The sequence below is a fragment of the Arthrobacter globiformis genome (assembly GCF_030815865.1).
Classification (GTDB): Bacteria; Actinomycetota; Actinomycetes; order Actinomycetales; family Micrococcaceae; genus Arthrobacter; species Arthrobacter globiformis_B.
Genome location: NZ_JAUSXI010000001.1, coordinates 2,693,667 through 2,711,940, shown reverse-complemented (window position 1 = coordinate 2,711,940; position 18,274 = coordinate 2,693,667). Strand labels below are relative to the sequence as shown.

Below are 18,274 nucleotides of genomic sequence, written 5' to 3'. Positions count from 1 at the left end.
CCGACAGCCGACGCATCCAGGGGCATGGAGCAGTAACCTGACACCCGGAGGGAAGACATGAGTCTCACTGCACAGATCAAGAAAGCCAGTAGGGCGCTGTCCCCGACAGACTTCGGTGCTGCCGGGCTGCTCAAGCGGACATTACTTCTGCCACCAGTAGAAAAGGGGTGCGTCCGTCCCGGGCGATGGCTCATACTGGGAACGTTCTGGGCTGGGCAGTTCGTGTGATGACCTCGGCTGAGTCTTGGAACCCCGGGCCCGGTACCGCATTAGCGATCCGGGCCCGCTGGCTTGCCACCGCTTCACTCTGTGCCCGGAGCTGCGACCGGATGCGCGCTGCCCTTCAGCGAGGTCACGTGAGGAAATGGGGACAATGCGGGCGCAGCCTGGACGGGGACGGTCCCGCTCACGAGTGTTCCGTGCCGGGCGGCGGCGTAAAGGTCGAGGGTCGTTGCCGTGATGTCGAGGTTGTCTCCGCTGATGACCTAGATCTGGCGTGACGGACTGCCCGGAGCCACTCCGCGTCGTCGGCGTCTTCAGGGTCAAGCTGTTCGCGGTAGAGGTTTTCCGCGTCAATGGTGAGCCGGATGAGGCCTTGAGGCGTCAGGGTGGTGCTGCAGCCGGCGGCCGTTGGGCCGGCCTGTTCTAGGATGTCCGGGTAGTTCGGGCTCATGGCCATCTGGAAACCATGGTTGAGCAGGAGAAAGACCAGGGCTGAGGTCAGTTCGCGGCCGTTTTCCCCGAAGCTAAGCACCGGCACCAGGGTGTAGGCCAGCACAGGATCTATCCTTTCCCGGCCGGCCCTGGATTTCTGTGTGAGAGGACCACCCGGGCGGCCACCGGCGAAAGTTCGTCCGGCCTCCAGATAGTCTCCTGAACCTTCAGGACCGGCCCGCTGCAACGACGGGTGGCAGACGCAGTCGGCGAAGGTGAGGTACTCGGTTCCATCCGGCGCGGTACTTTGCGTGATGTTCACGAGCAGGGAAAGCTCTTCGTCGGGCTTCAACGGCACGCGGCAGGCTCCGCACGACTTCGCCAGGTCCGCGGCATACAGGCGGCCAGGGTTCCATAGTGGCTGCATCGCCTTGGGAAAAGCCGTCAAGCCCTGGCTCGGTCTCCATAGTCGTTGTTCCAAGGTCCTGAAAATATCCTCAGCGTGGCCGGCCCTCAGCGGTTAGGGGGCATCTTGAGCGCCTAGGTACATAGGGTGGACAGGGGATTCTGCAGGGTCGCGGTGTCAGACTGTGTCATCTGGCTGGGGAGTTAGACCTCAGACTCGTTCCGGTCAGTGCGCCGGGTCTGGCAGCGCACGCCTCGCGTCACACCAGCCCGGCGGCCAACTCCCGCTCCAGGACGTGATTGCCGCGCAATGACCGCGTCACCGGAGTGGCATCACGGATTGGACGGCGGAAATGCCCATCATCAGCAATGTCGCGTGGGACGCACGACTGGAAACTTTCAAGGGCAGGGACACCGCCCAATACATTGAGTCGGTGATGGCTGTGGCCCGCCGCTGTGCCGCGTGCGGGCTCCCTTTTGGTCCCGGCGCTGCCTTGGCCCTGGCGTTGAAATCACCGAAGGCTGCGATACGGAGGGCACGGTGTCCCTTACCTTCGATCCTGCCGTCTATCACCTGCAGTGCCAGCAACCCGGGCTGAACGTGAGCCAGGCGACCGATTGTATCGGGGATGATCTGGCCTCCGTTGGTGCCCGGCTGGTTCTCAACTGGGGCGGGACCGGGCAGACGAAAATTCCCGTGCTGGCCTACACCATGGTGCCCAGCCTGGTCTTCGGTGAGCCCGGAGGCGAGATGACATCCGCACTGGTTTCAGCACTGCTCAACCACGGGTTTCAAATGGCCCTGAGCGACAGTTATGGCGAGATCGTGCGGCAAGCTGTCCCGGTGCGGCAAGCATGTACCTGCACCGTTAGCGGCGACGGAGCTATTGAACTGCACGTTGACGGTGCACTGATGCATTCCCAACAGCTGGACCGAACAGACCCCGGCGACGCCATATGGCTCGAAGGAGCCAGAGCAGGGCACGTCCTTGTCATCAGCGGTGACAACCTCGCATTCACCGACACTGGCCTGGAACTGGGGGCAGCGGCACGCCTGGGCACACTGGTCACCGGAGCAGTCCCCGTGCTCGTGACGCCAGATGGCAAGCAGAGCCCATTCCACGGTTCCCCGCAGGCGAAAGGGCAGGATCGATGACTATTCTCGAACTTCCTCCCATGACCAAGCCCAATCGTAAGCGTGCCGCCCCTTCCGAAAGGCACTTTCCCGCGGCAGATACTCTGCCGGCACGGTCCGTACAGGGCGGGCTTCTACAGTTCCAGCTCAAGCGCTTGATAGGCGAGCTCCTGGTTCAAGGCGACCTCAATCCCGACGTGCGGGCGTCACTGCTGCGACATTTGGCCATAAGCCCCGACCGCCCCGAGCAGGTTCTGCTGGCCCATCTGCGCGACATCCAAGATCCGAACGATCTGCCACCCTATTAGGTCAAGGGTGCAGACGACCGACTTCGAGGAATGATTAGGGGTTCTCGGAGCGCCTGGCCTTCAGGCGTTCCAGACTTCTGCGAAGCTTGCCCCTTGGCTGCGGGCCTTCGGCGGTCGAACAGCTGCTCCATGAACGTAAGCGCAACCACGCTTAGCTCGAGGATGAAGTCAACGATCATTGCGGGCCATTCTCATGGTTGGTCTCGGCGTGGCGCTTTGAGGCGAGCACCGGCGGGCGGGCGTTGACGACCCGCCGTTCGGGCGGTCGTGGCTGGCATGACCCGGATTCAGTCGTGGGTGGGTTCGCCGGTCATCCTGTGGTCGGCGTGGTTGACGGTTTCGCGGATGAGCCGGACAAGGTGCCCGTCGTGGAGGGAGTAGATGACGTGGCGGCCGTCTTTGCGGGTGTCGACGAGGCCGCTGAGTCGGAGTTTAGCCAGATGCTGGCTGACCACCGTGCGCGGCGCTCGGGACGCGGCGGTGAGTTCAGTGACGGTTTTGGGGCCATCGGAGAGCTGCCACAGCAGGTGAAGGCGGGTGGGTTCGGCCAGCATCCGCAGAATAGCGGCGGCTGTCTCGAGCAGTTCCGGGCCCGGGGTGACCGGGTGGATCAGGGAGGGCTTCTCAGGCGCGGCTTTGGGCGCGCGCTCCGGCTGGCTGCTCATCGCTCCGCTCCTCGCTATCAGCTTCCTGGGACGCCGCGGCGCGGTTCCGGGGCCAGGACAGGAATGCACCTGCAGCACCTATCATCGCAATAAACGTCAAGGCGGCGGCAGCCCAGCCCAGCCCGGCGGCCGCGCCGACACACCCGGCCAGCGGATAGGTCAGGATGTAGCAGGCGTGCGAGAGCGAAAACTGTGCCGTGAAGAGGTACGGCCGGGTCTCCTCAGTGGAGGCGTCCCGCAGCAGACGGGCCGAGGGCGTCAGGATGGTGGAGTTCGCGGTACCGAGCAAGAACCACAGGCCCAGCAGTAGCCACCACCCCGCGCCCGGGACACCCAGCAGCGTCAGGGCGGCCGCGCCAGCCAGGACGAACGGGATCACGGCGGCGCCGGTGAGCATCACTGCCCGGTCCCCGAACTGCTCCAGCAGCCGGGGCGCGGTCAACGCCACGAGCATGGAACCGAGGCCGAAGCAGGCCAGAGCCAGGGCCAGGTCCGTGTCCGGCCGGTGCAGGACATCCCGGACGTAAACCACGGTGTTCACCAGCACCAAGGCCGTGGGTGCCGCGACGACCAGGTTCAGCGCCAGCAGGGACCGCAGCCGCCGGTTCCGCCAGAACATCCTGGCTCCCAGCGTGGTCCGGTGCCAGAGTGACGTCGTCGGCCCCTCGGCGGTCCGGACTTTAGGCAGGACCGTGATGGCGACCATGAACGCCGAGAAGAGAAACCCGGCGACGGTGCCCAGGAAAAGATTGTTGTAGCTGAGCACGGTCAACAGCAGCGCGGCAATCGCCGGACTGGCCAGAGCCTCCATGTCATAAGCCAGCCGGGACAGGGACAGGGCCCGGGTGTAATCCCGCCCATCGGTCAGGATGGTCGGGATCAGCGACTGGAACGCCGGTGTGAACGTAGCCGAAGCGGACTGCAGCAGGAAGATCACGATGTAGATCTGCCAGACGTCGGTAATGAACGGCAGGCAGAGCGCCATCGCCGCCCGAACCAGGTCCGCACCGATCAGGACCCGCTTTTTGGGCCACCGCGCGACCAAGGCATTGATCACCGGCGCAAGGCCAACATAGGCGAGCATCTTGATCGTCAGGGCCGTGCCCAGCACCGCGCCGGCATTACTGCCGGCCAGGTCATAAGCCAGCAGCCCCAGCGCCACGGTGAGCAGACCGGTACCGATGAGTGCAACGATCTGCGCGGCGAACAGCCGCCGGTACGTCACGTTCCGGATAACGGTCAGCATCGGCCCAACCCCTTAAGTGCATATGTGCATGTCTATGCACTCATACTACGTCCTTTTCGCCGGCATCACCTCAAGGCGGATTCGCCGGGTCCCAGCAACCGCATGGCTGCAGGTCTTGGCCTTTTGGTTCTTCGCACTTTGGGCCATCGGCGTTTGTGCTTGGCCTGCACTTTGGTTACCCCCTTGACCCGCGCTCCTTGGCTGCCTCCCGTCGGCGGGGAGGGGGTACCGTCCTTGCCCGGGCTTCCTACACTGGACTCGTGGTTGCAGCATTGTGTGTGCAAGGGTCAGGCCTGTGATGAGTCTGTCGAAGATGTTCCTGGGTGCCTTATTGTCCGCCTTCGCTGCCCTCGCACTGCTGGTGCTGGTGCGTGGGAACGCCGGCTCGGCGTTCTGGCCACCGCATCCGGAGCCGCACCCGTAATGCCAATGACCTGGAATTCGATTCTGAACTGGACGGGAGCAATCGGCCTGTTTCCCATGACCTGCCGTTCGCCGTTTCCGGTCAGCTGGCAGGACACCGGAACAGCCGTGTTTACCCTCGCAGGGGCTGCTGCAGCCCTGATGCTCGGACCCTGCAGACGCGACGCGCCCCGCAGCATTGTCGGGACAGACGCCGCAACCGCACTTGCGGCCCTGATCATCGATGTCTACCTTTACTGACCCCGGTGCCGCTGGCCGAGCCTCTGCCTGCTGTTAGCGCACATTTGTTAGCGCCCATCTGGGCAGCGCCTCCTTGAACTATTACCCGCTCTTCGTCATGCACCGGCGGGCGGCAACGTCCGGTGATAGGAGTGCCTGCTGGGCTTCTTTCGACAGGAACTGGGGCAGACTCCTTCAACCGGTTCTCCGGCGCGAACTGCTCTTCGCCGATGAACACGCGAAGGTTGCGTCTTGAAGTGCCCGTTGAACGGCGAGCAGCCGTGGATTCCTGACCTGCGCCCAGAGTGTCAGGTGCTTACTGGCCGACCCTGCGCATCACTCCATGGCGAAGGTGCGAGCCGTAATGACACCTAGGTGGGCCAGTAACGCCAATTCTGGGTGGCCGGGGTTCTCCTGCATTTGTTGCAGCAGGCTTCTGCGGGCATCGGGTGTGGTGTCGGGGTCGTCGAATACTTCATTCAGGATCTTCAGAACCTGCCAGCGCAGTATGGTGGTGCGGGAAGTAGTTATCGCACCACTCGGGGCCGGGGACGGCAACTTGTTATGGGTTACAGGAAGGGACCGAGAACGGGTCTTAAATCCGGCTTTCGCAGGCTGGTTCAGACGGATGGTTTGGACGGGCGTCCTGCACCGGCAAGCATCGCTGATAGTGCATCCCATGGCCGGGTGGTCTTCCTCGTGTGTCATCTCAGCAGGGTCTCCTGAAAACTCTGGAATTATCCGGACACTTCTTGCGTGGACGGGGGGCTTAGCCGGCCTTTGAGAATCCGATCGTGCGGCAAGGGGGTCCGCCTCGGCTCCCCCTCTGGTTCAGTCCCACAGGGTATTAACAGGTTTCCCCAAGGTAGCGGCGTCAGCCTTTCCGGTATCTGGCTGGGGAGTTGGGTCCGGTCAGTGCTCCGGATACGACAAAGGACTCCTCGGTCGGATGCCTGACCCGGGCCTTTCTCCCGCTGCAGGACGTGAGTGCCCGCACCGGCGCTGCGTCGCTGGGTGGCTCAAATGGATTGGACTACGGAAATGCCTATCACCAGCAATGTCGCTTGGGACCGACGCCTAGAGGTTTTCAAGGGCAGGGACACCGCTCAGTACATCGATTCGGTCATGGCCTCGGCCAAGCACTGCGCCGCCTGCCGGCTGCGACTTGGGACCGGCGATGCGCTGTCCCTTACCGTGGATATCACCGAAAGCCACGATCTGGAGGACACTGTCTGTCTCACCTTCGATCCTGCCGTCTGCCATCTCAGATGCCAAGAACCCGGCCTAAGAGTGCGCCAGACTGACGATGCTATGGACGCCCTGGCGTCGATAGGTGCCCGCATGGTCCTTAGCGGGGGCGGGTTGGGGAAGACGAACATCCCCGTGCTGGCTTACACTCTGGTGCCGAGCTTGGTCTTTGGTGAACCGGGCGGGGAGATGACGTCGGCGCTGGTATCGGCGCTGCTCAACCACGGGTTCCAGCTGTCCCTAACCGCAAGTTACCGCGACATCGTGCAGCAAGCCATCCCTGTGGGGAACACGTGCACGTGCACCCTGGCAGGCGGAGGGACCGTACAACTCCACATTGACGGTGAACTGATGCACAGCCAGCAGCTCGACGAAGCAGACGCTGGCGACGCCGCATGGTTGGAAGGATACAAGGCAGGGCACGTTCTGGTTATCAGCGGTGACAACCTCGTTTTCACGGATACTGGACTGGAGCTGGCTGCGGCGGCCCGTCTTGGCACACTCGTCGCCGGGATCGTTCCGGTCCCGCAAAATCTAAGGAATTGAAGCTGCACGGATGAACCAAGGGCAGCGGACGCCTGCTGAACCCTCAACGGATGCAGTCCCGGCCCTGCTGGGCGCGTTGGTAACTGAAACGCCCGCCCGATCGGTGGCGGGGAGGTTACAGCGGTCTGATGTTTTCCGCTTGGGAGGCAGTCGCCCTCGTTCTTTCTTATCGTCGGGCTTGTTGGTGGGCGAGTACGAGTGGCAGGTTAAGCGGTTACTTGGAGTTGATAGCCCTCGGCGAGCTAGATCACGCTCGCGACGTCGGTCATAAGCCTGGTTATAGCGGTGGTCACTCTGTTTCCATGCGGAAAGCGCTCCTACGGGCAAACGCTCCCGGCGGTGACCCGGAAGCGTCGGCTGGCGTCGCGGTATGTTCGTCCCCTCTGCGAGGCAGTGGAGCGGGAGCTGGCCGGGTCGGCGGGCAGGTTACATCCGCGCGAATTTGGCCTTCACCATCAGGTACAGCCCGTAACAGATCAGACCGGCGCCGACGGCGGTCAGCATGTAAACCCCGTACGGCTGCTCGCGCAGCGCCTTTAGCCCGCCATCCAAGCCGGTGGACTCCCGAGGGCTGGCGTTAACGGTGGAAATGATGAACAGCAATCCCACCAGAAACAGTGCGACGCCCTCGGCTACATAGCCGACCACTCCCAGTCCCGTCACGATGGACCGGGCGGTGCCCGAGGGTGGCAACTGCAGATCCTTCTTGAACGATCCTTTGACTCCAAGCACCACGAAGACAAGGCCGGCGATGGCGATTACGGCCCCGATGGCGATCAGCAGGACCGCACCCCCGGGCGCCTTGATGATGGAGACGGTGAAATCGCTGGTGGTCTTTCCGCTGTTCCTGCTGTTTCCGCTGGCGGAGGCAGCGAACGTCAGTGCGATCACTGCGAACACTACCGCCTTGCCGGCTGCGGAAAGCTTCTTTCCCACCTTCTTCCGCGCCTCCAGCTGCCCATAATCAAACACGGCGCTGCTGGCTTGCCAGAGAGCCAGAGCAACGCATGCGGCGAATCCGGCCCACAGCAGCAGCAGACCCTGCGGCTGGGAGGCGAGTTGGGCGACTGCACCGGCCTGATCCGCCGGTTCCCGCCTTTCCCGCCGTGCCTAATGCCAACTGGATGGCAACGAACCCGATCAGCAGGTGCAACAGGCCGCTGACGGCAAAACCTGCCCTCGCGGCAATCACGAGAGCCCTCGAGTTGGATGCATCCTCGACCGCGTTCGCGGCGTCCTTCAGCTCTCTCTTCATTTCCGATCCTCAGCGCAAGCGCAAATGCAGATACGGTGGTGCGTAACGCTTATTTTGTCACGCGAGTACTCGCACAGACAGGCCTTGCCGGAGCCAGCGAAGACAGCCACCGCGGGAGCGTGTTCGGCCAGGAAGCCATGCGCCGCGCCTTCGCAGCCAACCGCCGATGCGCCACCCTCCTAGCGGAGTAAACCCAGTAACGCCTACGGCGCAACGGCCGCGGCTGTTCCACGAGTCTCATAACCCTAGCCATACAAGACAGCTAGTGGCCCAAAGCGATGCGACATGAAGCGATCACAGAACGCCGCCATTTATCGGCAAAGTCCACAGGTTTCCGCAGCGCTTTGTGGCCGAGCGACTAGTCCCGTAAGCCCATCCGCTAACGGGACGCGAGGGGATGGGCAAGCATGCCCAATAGCGCTGCGGAAAACGAGACAGATAAGTATGCGACTCACAGATTCGTGGACGAGCCGGACCGCCTGTAGCAAATACGATCCACCGTTTGCGAACTACCTGACGGTGGTGAGTTGGGCTACGGCGGACGTCGGCACCGTCTCAAAAAGAAGGCCGGGGCGAGGCGAGGCCGGCTACGACGGCACGGAGTTGGGCCAGAACGGTTTTCACGTTCGCTCGTTCGAGGGTTTCGGGTCGGGCGAGGCAGTCGATGTGCCGGCCGGGCCCAAGACGGGAAATCGGACGGAGGACCAGGTCCGGATGATGATGCATGTCCGTGGTGTAGCGGGGCATTAACGCGACCCAGTCGCTGGCGGCGACCCGGCCGCGGCAACGAAAAACTCGTTGATCCGGTGAGCGATGCGTGCTTCGGCACCGCCGATGCCGGCGATCTGTTCGATGGCGTTCTCGAGGGGAAATCCCTGGTGCACGGCCACCCAGGCTTCCCCGCGGAGGTCTTCTGGCCCGACGGAGTCTTTGGCCGCCAGCCGGTGGTCCTTGCGGACGACGAGGTCCAGGGGTTCGAACAGGAGCGGTTCGACGCGCACCGACCCCGACCACGGGGGACTGCCCCCTGGGTGTTGTTGCAGTTCGCCAATTCGTCAGTGCCGCGGTTCTCTCAGCGTCGATGGCCCTTGCCGCATCTGCCTCCCGTCGGGGTATCGACGTTGGCTGCGTTTTTGCTGCAGGAGCAGGCGTTGTATTGCTTATTACCCCTCAACCTAATTCTGCGGCTAAAACGCCCACGCCGGGGCGGTGCGGGCGCTGCGGGTGCCGTCCACGACATCGCGCGGTGAAGCAGCGTTTGCCCGACGGTGCTGAGCCGTCGCGCTTGATCGTCCTCCAGCACGGCACCTCACAGCTACTCCCCCGCTGGAAGAAGTCCACGCGAATGATGCCCTCTCGATAGCCACATGAACTGCCCTATTTGAGGCCCGCAAGGGGTGCCCTGAGGGCTACACTGGCGGCCACAAGAGCCCACCGGGTCGCGCGTCAGGCATGTCCATCAATGCAGGTGCTCACCGTCCGGGCGGAAGGCACTCATGGCGCCCCGGATTACCCGCCTACGAAAAGCTTGGCCATGCCCAACAAGATCCTCCCGCACCCCATCTGCTGTGAGCGGATCCCTGTGCAGACACATGAGCTCTCGTCGACTTCGGTCATGCTGCTGTGCAAAGCGTGGGAAATGAAGGGATATGAACAACCAGCCAGGCAGCAGGCACCACCGCTCGGGACGGCTCGGTGCAAACCCTAGCGTCATGTAGTTGTCCAACGCAGGGGCGATGAACAGGCATGAAGAATCAACCAGTGCAGCCGGCACCTCACATCAGGACATCTCAGCAAAAATTTCTCAGCGTCATGCAGTACACGACAGAGGTAACCATGAAGAAGCAGGAAGACACCACGAACCGAAGTGAAGGAGCCCAATGAACGACAAACGACGCAGAAAAGAAACCCACACCCGATTTGTCTCAGGTCATGTTGCCCAAGCCAACGGCGTCCATGAACAGGTAACGAACGACAACCGCTCGATCCAGGAAGGGAAGGAGCCAGCAGGCCACACCACCACCGGCCACCAATGAAAAAGACCCCCGAAGGGGCCCCTCACCACACAAAATGTGCACACTCAGAGGCTAAAAAGCCCCTGAACAGGGATAACGCGTGCCCGAGGTGGGACTCGAACCAGCCTCTCCCCCTGAGAATCCGCCACTTCCCCGAAAACATCCCCAGCCCGCCCCAGTCCGCCGCCAGTACAACCGAATCCGAAGCCCAGGGTGTGGACACTGTCCACACCCTCTTTTGTGCGCATTTTGAGCCCGAATCCGTCCGAGCCTGACAGCCCTTTTGCGGCGTTGAGAATCCCTGTCCACACGGGCCGCCGCTCCGCCCACAGTGACGATGCTCCGCGGGCTGAGCCGGAATCCGACGCACGAAATAGCTGGGCATTGTTGCAGAGCAAGCCGAGGGCCGGGCGTTTCAACGAGCGTCATAGCGTTGCGACCTCCTTCGAACATCTCATGGGCGGACACCACCGAAGAAGGCATGACCCGAACCTCGCCGATCGAGGACCGCACTTCCACGGCGAAAGTCGGTCGAGCGTCTATGTGGCCAACACCGAAGCGGGCGACCTGTCGTGGCTGTCGAACGGCGTCCCCCCTGGCGATGCACTCGTGGGAGGCGGTGCAGGGCAAAAGGCACCATGAACCTCACGTGCCTAAAATACTGACATGCCTACACGTGTTCACGAGTTTGCCTGGCCTGATCGGGTCGTCGTTGGCACCGTTGGCCTTCCGGGGGCGCGCACGTTCTACCTGCAGGTGCGCGCAGGGACGCAGATTGTGAGCGTTGCCCTGGAGAAGCAGCAGTCGGCTCTGCTCGCAGAGAAGATCGACGAAATTCTCGATCAGCTCGTCACCGTCGAGGGCAACCCCTTCAGCGTTCCCACGGGTACTCCCATTGAACTTGTCGACAATGACCAGCTCGAGGCCGTTCAGGAGCAGTTTCGGGCCGGCGCCATGAGCTTAGGTTGGGACCCAACGACGGCGCAGGTCGTAATAGAGGCCTACCCCATCACCGATGTCGATGCTGATGACAACGACGAATCCCTTGATGAGAACGGCCCTAACGAGCCCGAAATGCTGCTGGTGCGAATGCCGGTCGGCACCGCCCGCGCATTCGCCAAGCGCACCCGTGAGGTCGTGGGCGCCGGGCGTCCGATCTGCTCGCTCTGCGGTTATCCCATAGACGCCGACGGGCACATCTGCACCCTTCCCGAGGCCGGAGGCCAGCCCCGGACCTTGTGACCGCCGAGCTGACGCTCACCCGCCGCATCACGACGGCCTCAAAACGCTACATTCCTGGGCCTATCGGTGACGTGGTGGTCGTCTATAAGCCGATAGTAGGCGAAAGTCCGCTGCGGGATTTTCCCCACAGCACCCCTAGCTCACCCAGGTTGACGGGGTGCATTATCGGCATTGGAGTGGGACGAGTAGAAGTAGATGAGAGAACTCGTCCGACGTTGCTTTTGGGTGTTCATGCACTGCCGTCCATCGGAACTTGTACAGGACGAGAGGCTGTTCACCTGTTAGGGGAATAAAAGCACGGTTGGCGACTGGTGCATCTGGTGATGCCTGAAAGCGGAGCACAGCTGCCTTTGTCCTTCCAAAGAGATGATGGGATTTCAGCTGTGCTGTGCTTCCTGCAGGTCCTTTAGTGCCTTGCGCAGTTGCTGGGCCGTGTAGACGGGGCTGCCGATTTTTACCCGGCCCTGCAGCTGTGTGGACGAGAAGGGTTGGGTAGCTGTGGACTCCGAGATCTGCGACGCGTTCCTGTTCTGCCAATGCCTTTTCCCGTACGCCGGGATCGGTGTAGAGCTTTTCCACAAGGTCGGGGTCCAGCCCTTCACGGGTTGCGATGGTCCGGTAGGTTCCAGTGTCCGAGAGGCTGAGTCCGCCGACGTAGAACGCTTGCTGCATGGCCGCGGCCATGTCTAGGTCCCTGCCGCACGATGCTTCTTTCAGCGCAACGAGCCCTGTCCCGGCATCGTCAGAATCCATGTACAGCGTCCCGTCTGAGAGAACTGCTTCGTAGGCTTCACCGAATTGGACGCCGGTAAGAACTGCAATCCGCGCGTTGGCCCCGGGGATGTGCGGCAGCGCCCCGATGGGGCTGGCGTGGTGGCCCCTGAAGAGGCCGCCACTGATGACCTCAATGTCCATGCCGTCATCCTGGGCCAGTTCGTGCAATGCCGGGGCGAAACCGTAGCACCAGCCACAGTAGGCATCGAAGACATAGGTCAATTTGGTGGAAGTCATGTTGGTCCTTTGCACAGGTGGTGAGGTTCACCGCGGCCCGTGCCGTGCGGCCAGCCGATGATCTGCCCGCACGGCACTGCTTAGCTGAAGGCGCTGCTTAGCTGGAGGTGTTCCAGCAGGTCGCTTTAGTTGTTGGCGGCGGTGAACCGGGCGTTGCGGTAGGTTGGGCGCTCAATTTCGTCGAGCATGGCGACCGCGTAGTCCTGGGTAGAAATGCTGTCGCCGGCCGGGGAGTCCTTGGCCGTGTTGTACGCACCGGTGCGTACGCCGGGCTGGATCACGGGGGCCGGTGCGAGCATGGTCCAGTCCAGCTCCGCCGGGGCTTCCTTGATGGCGTCGAAGGCTGCACCGAGGGTAAGGGCCTCGGCCTTATAGGCCTCGGGGAACTCAGGGGTGTCAACGAGCCGGGTCCCGTTGATTTCCAGGGCGCCGGCGCCGCCCACGACCAGCAGGCGGGTGCCGCTGGCGTTGGAGTAGGCGGTCTTCATCGCGGTGAGCCATTCACCGTGGTCCCCGCCGGTGCGGCTGGGGCCAGTGGCCAGGACGACGGCGTCGTGCTGATCGGCGATAGCGGCAAAGGTTGCGGCGTCTGCCAGGTCAGCTGCCCGGACAACGGTGCCGGCAACCTCTGCGCCGCGGCGGGAAACGGCGGTCACTTCGTGGCCGCGGGTCAGCGCTTCGTTGACGATCTGGCTGCCGACCATGCCGGTGGCTCCGTAGACTGCGATCTTCACAGGTTCTCCTTGGGGTTGATGTCTTGTTGATACCTCTCTATGGTATTTATTTGATACTGATAGCTTCAAAGGAACTGAGTACCCCGATGGATACCAATGGCAGGATGACCAACATTCTTAACCCGGATTGCCCCTCCCGGGTGATTTTCCAGCGCATCGGTGACAAGTGGGCGTCACTGATCATCCAAGTTCTCGCTGATGGTCCTGTGCGGTTCACTGCCTTGAAAAACATGGTCAACACCGTGACACCGAAGGTGCTCACCCAGAGCCTTCGGGCGCTGGAACGCGATGGACTCGTCACCCGGACCGTGCATGCCACGGTCCCGCCCAGGGTCGATTATGAGTTGACCGAAACGGGCCGCTCCCTGCTGGTGCCGTTGGCCCAGTTACGCGTCTGGGCTGAAAGCCACGTGCCCGAAATCCTCAAAGCCCGGGACGAGTATGACGACTCCCGCGACGAGGAACTCCTCACCGGCCGCTGAGAACAGCACTTTTCCCTGCCCCCGGGCAGGAACCAGCCGTAAGCGCTAAATTCGACGTTTTATCGGTGCACGTCATCGTTTCAGTCAAGCCACTTGCGCGACATTAAGGCGGCCGCGCCCAGTGATTCAGGCTGTCTGCGCGTTAGGCGCGGAAGTACCTGCGGACTCCTGCGACGGCTTCGAGGAAGGTGTCGATGTCGTCTGTGGTGTTGTACAGATAGGTGCTGGCCCTGGTGGTTGCGGTCAGTCCAAGTCGGCGGTGCAGCGGTTGGGCGCAGTGGTGACCGACGCGCACGGCAATACCCGTCTCATCGAGGTACCGTCCGACGTCGTGTGGATGCACTCCTTCGACGTCAAAAGCTGCGAGGCCAAGGCGGGGCCGGGACCGACTATGCGTACTCCGTCAATGGTGATCAGTCCTTCGATGAGACGCTGCCCAAGGTTGGACTCCCACTGGTGGATCCGTTCCATGCCGATGGAGTCGAGGTGCTTGACGGCTGCGGCAAGTGCGACGGCCTGGGAGATCCGCTGGGTACCGGCTTCAAATCGTTGCGGAGCGGGCAGGTAGTGGGCCTGTTCCATGGTCACGGTTGTGATCATGGAACCGCCGGTGAGGAAGGGCGGCAGTGCGTTGAGTAATTCACACAACGTGATTGTGCATGGGCTGAACAGTCCTGCCATCGATCGGTTACGGTAATCGACAGTCACCGGTTGCTGGGATAGGCGGTCAGGCTTTGCCGGCTATCACGTGCTGCAGCACGCTGATGGGCCTTAGCCGCTGATGATCGCGTTTTCCTTGGGGGCTGTGTCTATGTGCAGTGAGAAGATATCGGGCCGGGTGTAGTGGCCTGCCGGATCGAAATCGAACTTGGCACCGGCGATGTCATCGGTTTCGATCTCGGCCAGGAGGACGCCCTCCGTATCACGGAGGGGGCCGGCGAGGACGTCGCCCAACGGGGAGATGATGACACTTCCTCCGCCGATGAGCACCGTCTCGGGGTTGTCGCCCTGGATCGGTTGGACGTCGTCCGGGAGGTCAGATCGGAGGAGGTATTGGTTGGCGCTGATCACGAAGCACCGTCCTTCAAGGGCAATGTGCTTCATGGTGGCTTGCCACTGCTCACGGTCATCCACTGTGGGTGCGCACCAGATTTCGACTCCCTGGGAGTACATGGACTGCCGGTAGAGCGGCATGTAGTTTTCCCAGCAGATGGCCGATCCGAGGATGCCTGCGTCCGTGGGGACGGCCTGCATGGTGGATCCGTCGCCTTGGCCCCAAAGATAGCGCTCCGCGGCTGTCGGCATGAGTTTGCGGTGCTTGGCGGCCAGCCCGCCGTCAGGGGTGAAGAACAGCGATACGCAGTAGAGGGTCCCGTGCTCCCGTTCGATGGCTCCGACCACAAGGGTTGCCTCGAGTTCAGCGGCCAGTTCCGCAAGCCGGTCGGTTTCCGTGCCCGGGACCGTGATGGCGGAGCCGGCATAGCGGCTGAAGGTGTTCCGGCCCTCGGCGGAGCGTGATCCAACCGTGATCCCGAAGTCGAGGCCCTTTGGGTAGCCGCCAAGAAACGCTTCCGGAAGGACGATGACGGATGCGCCCGCCGAGGCTGCCTCCCGGATATATTTTTCGGCCTTGGAGAGGGCTTGAGGGGTCTCAAAGAGGGGTGAGCCGGCCTGGATTGCGGCAACTGTGAGTCGGGTCATGCCTTTAAAGGTAGGGACAAGACGGCGAGAAGTGAAACTAATATTGGTGATGATGATTATGAATGAGAGTGATTTATCCCGGGTGGACTTGAACCTGCTTGTTACCTTCACGGTGCTTATGCAGGAACGTCATGTCACGCGTACCGGCGGGATATTGAAGGTCAGCCAGGCGGCCGTGAGCGCTTCACTCCGGCGCCTGCGCAGGATGCTTGATGACGAGCTCTTTGTCCGTTCGCGGGACGGGATGGTGCCGACGCCGAAAGCCCTTGAGATCGCGCCCAGGATCAAGCTGGCTCTTGGCGAGCTTTCGAGGGTCCTCGATAGCGAACCAGGCTTCGATCCCACCCTGAGCTCGAAGGCATTCACCATCGCGATGTCCGATGACATCGAAGCGCACACACTGCCCCTGATCCTGCAGGAACTTGAGCGACGGCAATTGAAGATGACGGTCATCATCCGCCAGGCCAACCGCCACACCATTGAAGGCCAGCTGGCTGACGGCTCCACCGATCTGGCGATTGCCGCCGTTCCCCAAATGGGGGGAAGTTATCACCAGGAACAACTCTTTTCCTCCACCTACGCCTGCGTCTTTGACAGTGCACGCCTAGGAATACCGGCACCCATCTCCTTGGAGAATTATCTGTCCCTCCGCCACCTCCTGGTCTCTTTCGATGGCAGGCGGGGCCTGATCGATGACCTGTTGGAGGCAAGAGGGTTAGGGCGCGCCGTGGCAGGCTCCACCAGCCACTTTGCCGGTACCATAACGTCCCTGAAAGCAGCAGATGTTGTCGTCTCACTCCCGCGCCATGCCGCTGCTGCCATTGCGGAGGCCGCAAACGTGACGCTCAGTGAGCTGCCCATCCCCTCCCCGCTGTTCACCGTCTCCATGGTGTGGCCGCTACAACGCGAAGCCGACCCCGCCCACAACTGGCTTCGAAATTTCATTCGCTCCATCCTCAACCCCCAGTAAATTTACGCCCCACCTTCGGATCACCTCTGAACAATGCCTACGTTGCGGCGGAGAAACGAAGCTTCATAAAGGCCGGTGCTAATGGCCTTAGCGGTACGTCTCGGCTGGCAGTGATTCTTCGATGCTCTCGGGTCTCTCTGACCGCTTAGAAGCGGGTGATTCCGGACTCGGATACGGGTGCCCCTGAGATCAGGGGCACCCGGCCGGCCCAGAGACGATCGCCGAAGTGCGAGGAGCACAATAACAATGCCTCGATGAGGAACACCTCAAACGGACTGCACCACCAGCGCAGGAGCTGGGTTGTGCAGGCGACTTCAGACATCGGTTCAGGCGACTTCGGAAACTGACTGACAACAGGCTGACGAGATCTTTTGCCACCCGGGAACAGGCGTGGTGCGCCGGGTCGTCATATCCGGCTGACCTACACCCCAACCTGACAAGCGTCCTTACCTAGACTGCAGAAGCAGTTGGAATTGATGCCCCGCCCTACCGTGAGGAAGTAGGCTGCCGCCGCCCACAGCCGGGGACAAGTCTCATAGGTTATCCACCGCTACTGCTGCCAGGGAGCTAGCCCAACGGCTCCCAATTTGCAGCCGTGGATAACCACAATTGACGCCAGCCGTAGACCGCTCAAAGTCCCCTAAGTGAGCGGGCAGCAAAGGGCGGTCCAGGCGTGCGCGGGTTGACGGAAGGTTCATTGTCGGCGTTTGAAAATGAGCGGGGAGAGACTTTTCAACCGTCCGAAGCCGGGCAACCGATGACGAGCCGGATTCGGCCTGGCCGCGAGCTCCCCTGAAGATGGACAGAAGGCCGGAGGCCGGGATCCAGTCGGCAGGCCGTACCCGAACTCGTGCAGAGCTCCGCTGCTTCCGATGTAGGCGTACCCCGTGTGGGTGTACCAGCTCGTCCCGGTCACTCTAGGCGACACGCCCTAGTGACGGATACCGGTTTCGGTGCGTGCGACATCTTCCCCTGCCGGGAGCTCGAGGTTCCCGACTGTGTTGGAAGGCGCCTTGGTCCGCGCGTGGGTGACGTAGAGAGGAAGCGCGGTGAACAGCAGGCCGCCGACGAGGTTGCCGAGCACGGTCGGGATTTCGTTCCAGACCAGGTAGTCCAGGATGGTGAACTCGCCGCCGAGCAGCAGGCCCGAGGGGAACAGGAACATGTTAACGATCGAGTGCTCGAAGCCCATGAAGAAGAACAGCATGATCGGCATCCACATCACGATCACCTTTCCGGGGACGTCTTTGGCGATCATGGCGCCGGCCACGCCGATCGACACCATCCAGTTGCACAGCATTCCGCGGACGAACAGCGTCAGCATGCCGGATGCGCCGTGTTCGGCGTAGCCGTGTGTGCGACCTTCGCCGATGTGGCCGATGGCGACGCCGACCTCGTTCGGCGGGATCGCGAAGCCGTAGGTGACGACGACCGCCATGAGCAGGGCCACGATGAACGCTCCGATGAAGTTTCCGACGAACACCAGCCCCCAGTTGCGGAGGACGCCGCGGACGGTCACGCCGGGTCGCTTGTCCAGCAGCGCCAGCGGTGTCAGGACGAACACCCCGGTCAGCAGGTCGTAGCCGAGCAGGTACAGCAGGATAAACCCGACCGGGAAGAGGATCGCCCCCGCCAGCGGGATGCCGGTGGTCACGCTCACCGTGACGGCGAACGCAGCCGTCAGGGAGAGCAGCGCACCGGCCATCGCGGCCCGCACTATCGTGTCCCGGGTGGACATGAATACCTTCGACTCACCAGCGTCGATCATCGTCGTGATCAGATCACCGGGCTTCACATAGGACATAGGGGTAGGCTCCAGTTGATAGGGCTTTTTGGACGTTCAGGGCTGGTCAGCATCGAAGACAGTATTTGCTTGGTATTTCGGCCAGGTTTTTCAGGGACTCGCCGCGTTACTTTCTGCCCACCATCTCGGTCGTTCGCCGTTAGAAGCCTGATGGGCCAAGGGCGTCACAGATGGAGGCTCGCGGCTCAGGGATGGATATGTGGCGCCTGAC

At 62.2% G+C, this 18,274-nt stretch carries 19 protein-coding genes and 2 pseudogenes; 10 read left to right on the top strand and 11 right to left on the bottom strand.

Features of this window, described 5'->3' with window-relative positions; genetic code table 11:
* Window positions 1-406: 406 nt before the first annotated feature.
* Entirely contained in the window at window positions 407-1,102 is a 696-nt protein-coding gene (locus QFZ33_RS12350) for a hypothetical protein (RefSeq protein ID WP_307027840.1), read from the bottom strand.
* A 498-nt stretch (window positions 1,103-1,600) separates the two neighbouring features.
* On the opposite strand from QFZ33_RS12350, the gene QFZ33_RS12345 reads away from it, so the two are divergent.
* Entirely contained in the window at window positions 1,601-2,215 is a 615-nt protein-coding gene (locus QFZ33_RS12345; protein WP_307027838.1) for a hypothetical protein, read from the top strand.
* Window positions 2,212-2,502, top strand: a complete 291-nt coding sequence (locus tag QFZ33_RS12340; protein ID WP_307027836.1) for a hypothetical protein — start codon at window positions 2,212-2,214, stop codon at window positions 2,500-2,502. The genes QFZ33_RS12345 and QFZ33_RS12340 overlap by 4 nt, the downstream gene beginning before the upstream one ends.
* Before the next feature lie 287 nt (window positions 2,503-2,789).
* Here the strand turns inward: QFZ33_RS12340 and QFZ33_RS12335 are convergent, their stop codons facing one another.
* The gene (locus QFZ33_RS12335; RefSeq protein ID WP_307027832.1) at window positions 2,790-3,167 is read right to left on the bottom strand and encodes an ArsR/SmtB family transcription factor; all 378 of its coding nucleotides are present in this window, start codon (window positions 3,165-3,167) and stop codon (window positions 2,790-2,792) included.
* Window positions 3,127-4,413 (bottom strand): MFS transporter, encoded by a 1,287-nt coding sequence (locus tag QFZ33_RS12330; RefSeq protein ID WP_307027830.1) that lies wholly within the window; start codon window positions 4,411-4,413, stop codon window positions 3,127-3,129. Before QFZ33_RS12330 ends, QFZ33_RS12335 begins: the two co-directional genes overlap by 41 nt.
* A 298-nt stretch (window positions 4,414-4,711) precedes the next feature.
* Here QFZ33_RS12330 and QFZ33_RS12325 point away from each other — a divergent pair, with 298 nt between their 5' ends.
* The 3 genes from QFZ33_RS12325 (at window position 4,712) to QFZ33_RS12315 (ending at window position 6,849) form a co-directional block, all read left to right on the top strand.
* Complete coding sequence (locus QFZ33_RS12325; RefSeq protein ID WP_307027828.1) at window positions 4,712-4,837, top strand: hypothetical protein; 126 nt, start codon at window positions 4,712-4,714, stop codon at window positions 4,835-4,837.
* A gap of 5 nt (window positions 4,838-4,842) precedes the next feature.
* A complete protein-coding gene (locus QFZ33_RS12320) occupies window positions 4,843-5,076 on the top strand; it encodes a hypothetical protein (protein WP_307027826.1) in 234 nt (77 codons plus the stop codon).
* 1,020 nt (window positions 5,077-6,096) lie between these two features.
* Window positions 6,097-6,849 (top strand): hypothetical protein, encoded by a 753-nt coding sequence (locus QFZ33_RS12315; RefSeq protein WP_307027825.1) that lies wholly within the window; start codon window positions 6,097-6,099, stop codon window positions 6,847-6,849.
* Between the two features lie 426 nt (window positions 6,850-7,275).
* On the opposite strand, the gene QFZ33_RS12310 is transcribed toward QFZ33_RS12315, so the two are convergent.
* Together QFZ33_RS12310 and QFZ33_RS12305 are read right to left on the bottom strand one after the other, a co-directional pair.
* A complete protein-coding gene (locus QFZ33_RS12310) occupies window positions 7,276-7,821 on the bottom strand; it encodes a DUF1206 domain-containing protein (RefSeq protein ID WP_307027823.1) in 546 nt (181 codons plus the stop codon).
* A 1,029-nt stretch (window positions 7,822-8,850) separates the two neighbouring features.
* Window positions 8,851-9,147 carry a LysR substrate-binding domain-containing protein gene (locus QFZ33_RS12305; RefSeq protein WP_307031796.1) on the bottom strand — a complete coding sequence of 99 codons (297 nt, stop codon included), beginning with the start codon at window positions 9,145-9,147 and terminating at the stop codon, window positions 8,851-8,853.
* 837 nt (window positions 9,148-9,984) lie between these two features.
* On the opposite strand from QFZ33_RS12305, the gene QFZ33_RS12300 reads away from it, so the two are divergent.
* From QFZ33_RS12300 to QFZ33_RS12290, 3 genes and pseudogenes are all read left to right on the top strand, one after another.
* The gene (locus tag QFZ33_RS12300; RefSeq protein WP_307027821.1) at window positions 9,985-10,140 is read left to right on the top strand and encodes a hypothetical protein; all 156 of its coding nucleotides are present in this window, start codon (window positions 9,985-9,987) and stop codon (window positions 10,138-10,140) included.
* A 495-nt stretch (window positions 10,141-10,635) separates the two neighbouring features.
* Window positions 10,636-10,761: pseudogene (locus QFZ33_RS12295) on the top strand (histidine phosphatase); the annotation flags it as partial.
* Window positions 10,762-10,785: 24 nt separating this feature from the next.
* The gene (locus QFZ33_RS12290; RefSeq protein WP_307027819.1) at window positions 10,786-11,361 is read left to right on the top strand and encodes a DUF3090 domain-containing protein; all 576 of its coding nucleotides are present in this window, start codon (window positions 10,786-10,788) and stop codon (window positions 11,359-11,361) included.
* A gap of 162 nt (window positions 11,362-11,523) precedes the next feature.
* On the opposite strand, the gene QFZ33_RS12285 is transcribed toward QFZ33_RS12290, so the two are convergent.
* Together QFZ33_RS12285 and QFZ33_RS12280 are read right to left on the bottom strand one after the other, a co-directional pair.
* The gene (locus tag QFZ33_RS12285) at window positions 11,524-12,372 is read right to left on the bottom strand and encodes a DsbA family protein (protein ID WP_307027817.1); all 849 of its coding nucleotides are present in this window, start codon (window positions 12,370-12,372) and stop codon (window positions 11,524-11,526) included.
* A 125-nt stretch (window positions 12,373-12,497) separates the two neighbouring features.
* Entirely contained in the window at window positions 12,498-13,106 is a 609-nt protein-coding gene (locus tag QFZ33_RS12280; protein ID WP_307027815.1) for an NAD(P)-dependent oxidoreductase, read from the bottom strand.
* A gap of 86 nt (window positions 13,107-13,192) precedes the next feature.
* Here QFZ33_RS12280 and QFZ33_RS12275 point away from each other — a divergent pair, with 86 nt between their 5' ends.
* The gene (locus tag QFZ33_RS12275; protein WP_373427269.1) at window positions 13,193-13,588 is read left to right on the top strand and encodes a winged helix-turn-helix transcriptional regulator; all 396 of its coding nucleotides are present in this window, start codon (window positions 13,193-13,195) and stop codon (window positions 13,586-13,588) included.
* Between the two features lie 142 nt (window positions 13,589-13,730).
* Here QFZ33_RS12275 and QFZ33_RS12270 read toward each other — a convergent pair.
* Together QFZ33_RS12270 and QFZ33_RS12265 are read right to left on the bottom strand one after the other, a co-directional pair.
* A pseudogene (locus tag QFZ33_RS12270) lies at window positions 13,731-14,230 on the bottom strand (aminotransferase class V-fold PLP-dependent enzyme); the annotation flags it as partial.
* A 129-nt stretch (window positions 14,231-14,359) separates the two neighbouring features.
* Window positions 14,360-15,289: a carbon-nitrogen hydrolase family protein gene (locus tag QFZ33_RS12265; protein WP_307027811.1), complete on the bottom strand. Its 930-nt coding sequence runs from the start codon at window positions 15,287-15,289 to the stop codon at window positions 14,360-14,362.
* 49 nt (window positions 15,290-15,338) lie between these two features.
* On the opposite strand from QFZ33_RS12265, the gene QFZ33_RS12260 reads away from it, so the two are divergent.
* Window positions 15,339-16,259: a LysR substrate-binding domain-containing protein gene (locus tag QFZ33_RS12260; protein WP_307031793.1), complete on the top strand. Its 921-nt coding sequence runs from the start codon at window positions 15,339-15,341 to the stop codon at window positions 16,257-16,259.
* A 145-nt stretch (window positions 16,260-16,404) separates the two neighbouring features.
* Here the strand turns inward: QFZ33_RS12260 and QFZ33_RS12255 are convergent, their stop codons facing one another.
* Window positions 16,405-16,581, bottom strand: coding sequence for a hypothetical protein (locus QFZ33_RS12255; protein ID WP_307027809.1), 177 nt, complete (start codon window positions 16,579-16,581; stop codon window positions 16,405-16,407).
* A 609-nt stretch (window positions 16,582-17,190) separates the two neighbouring features.
* Window positions 17,191-18,063, bottom strand: coding sequence for a formate/nitrite transporter family protein (locus QFZ33_RS12250; protein WP_307027807.1), 873 nt, complete (start codon window positions 18,061-18,063; stop codon window positions 17,191-17,193).
* Window positions 18,064-18,274: the final 211 nt, after the last annotated feature.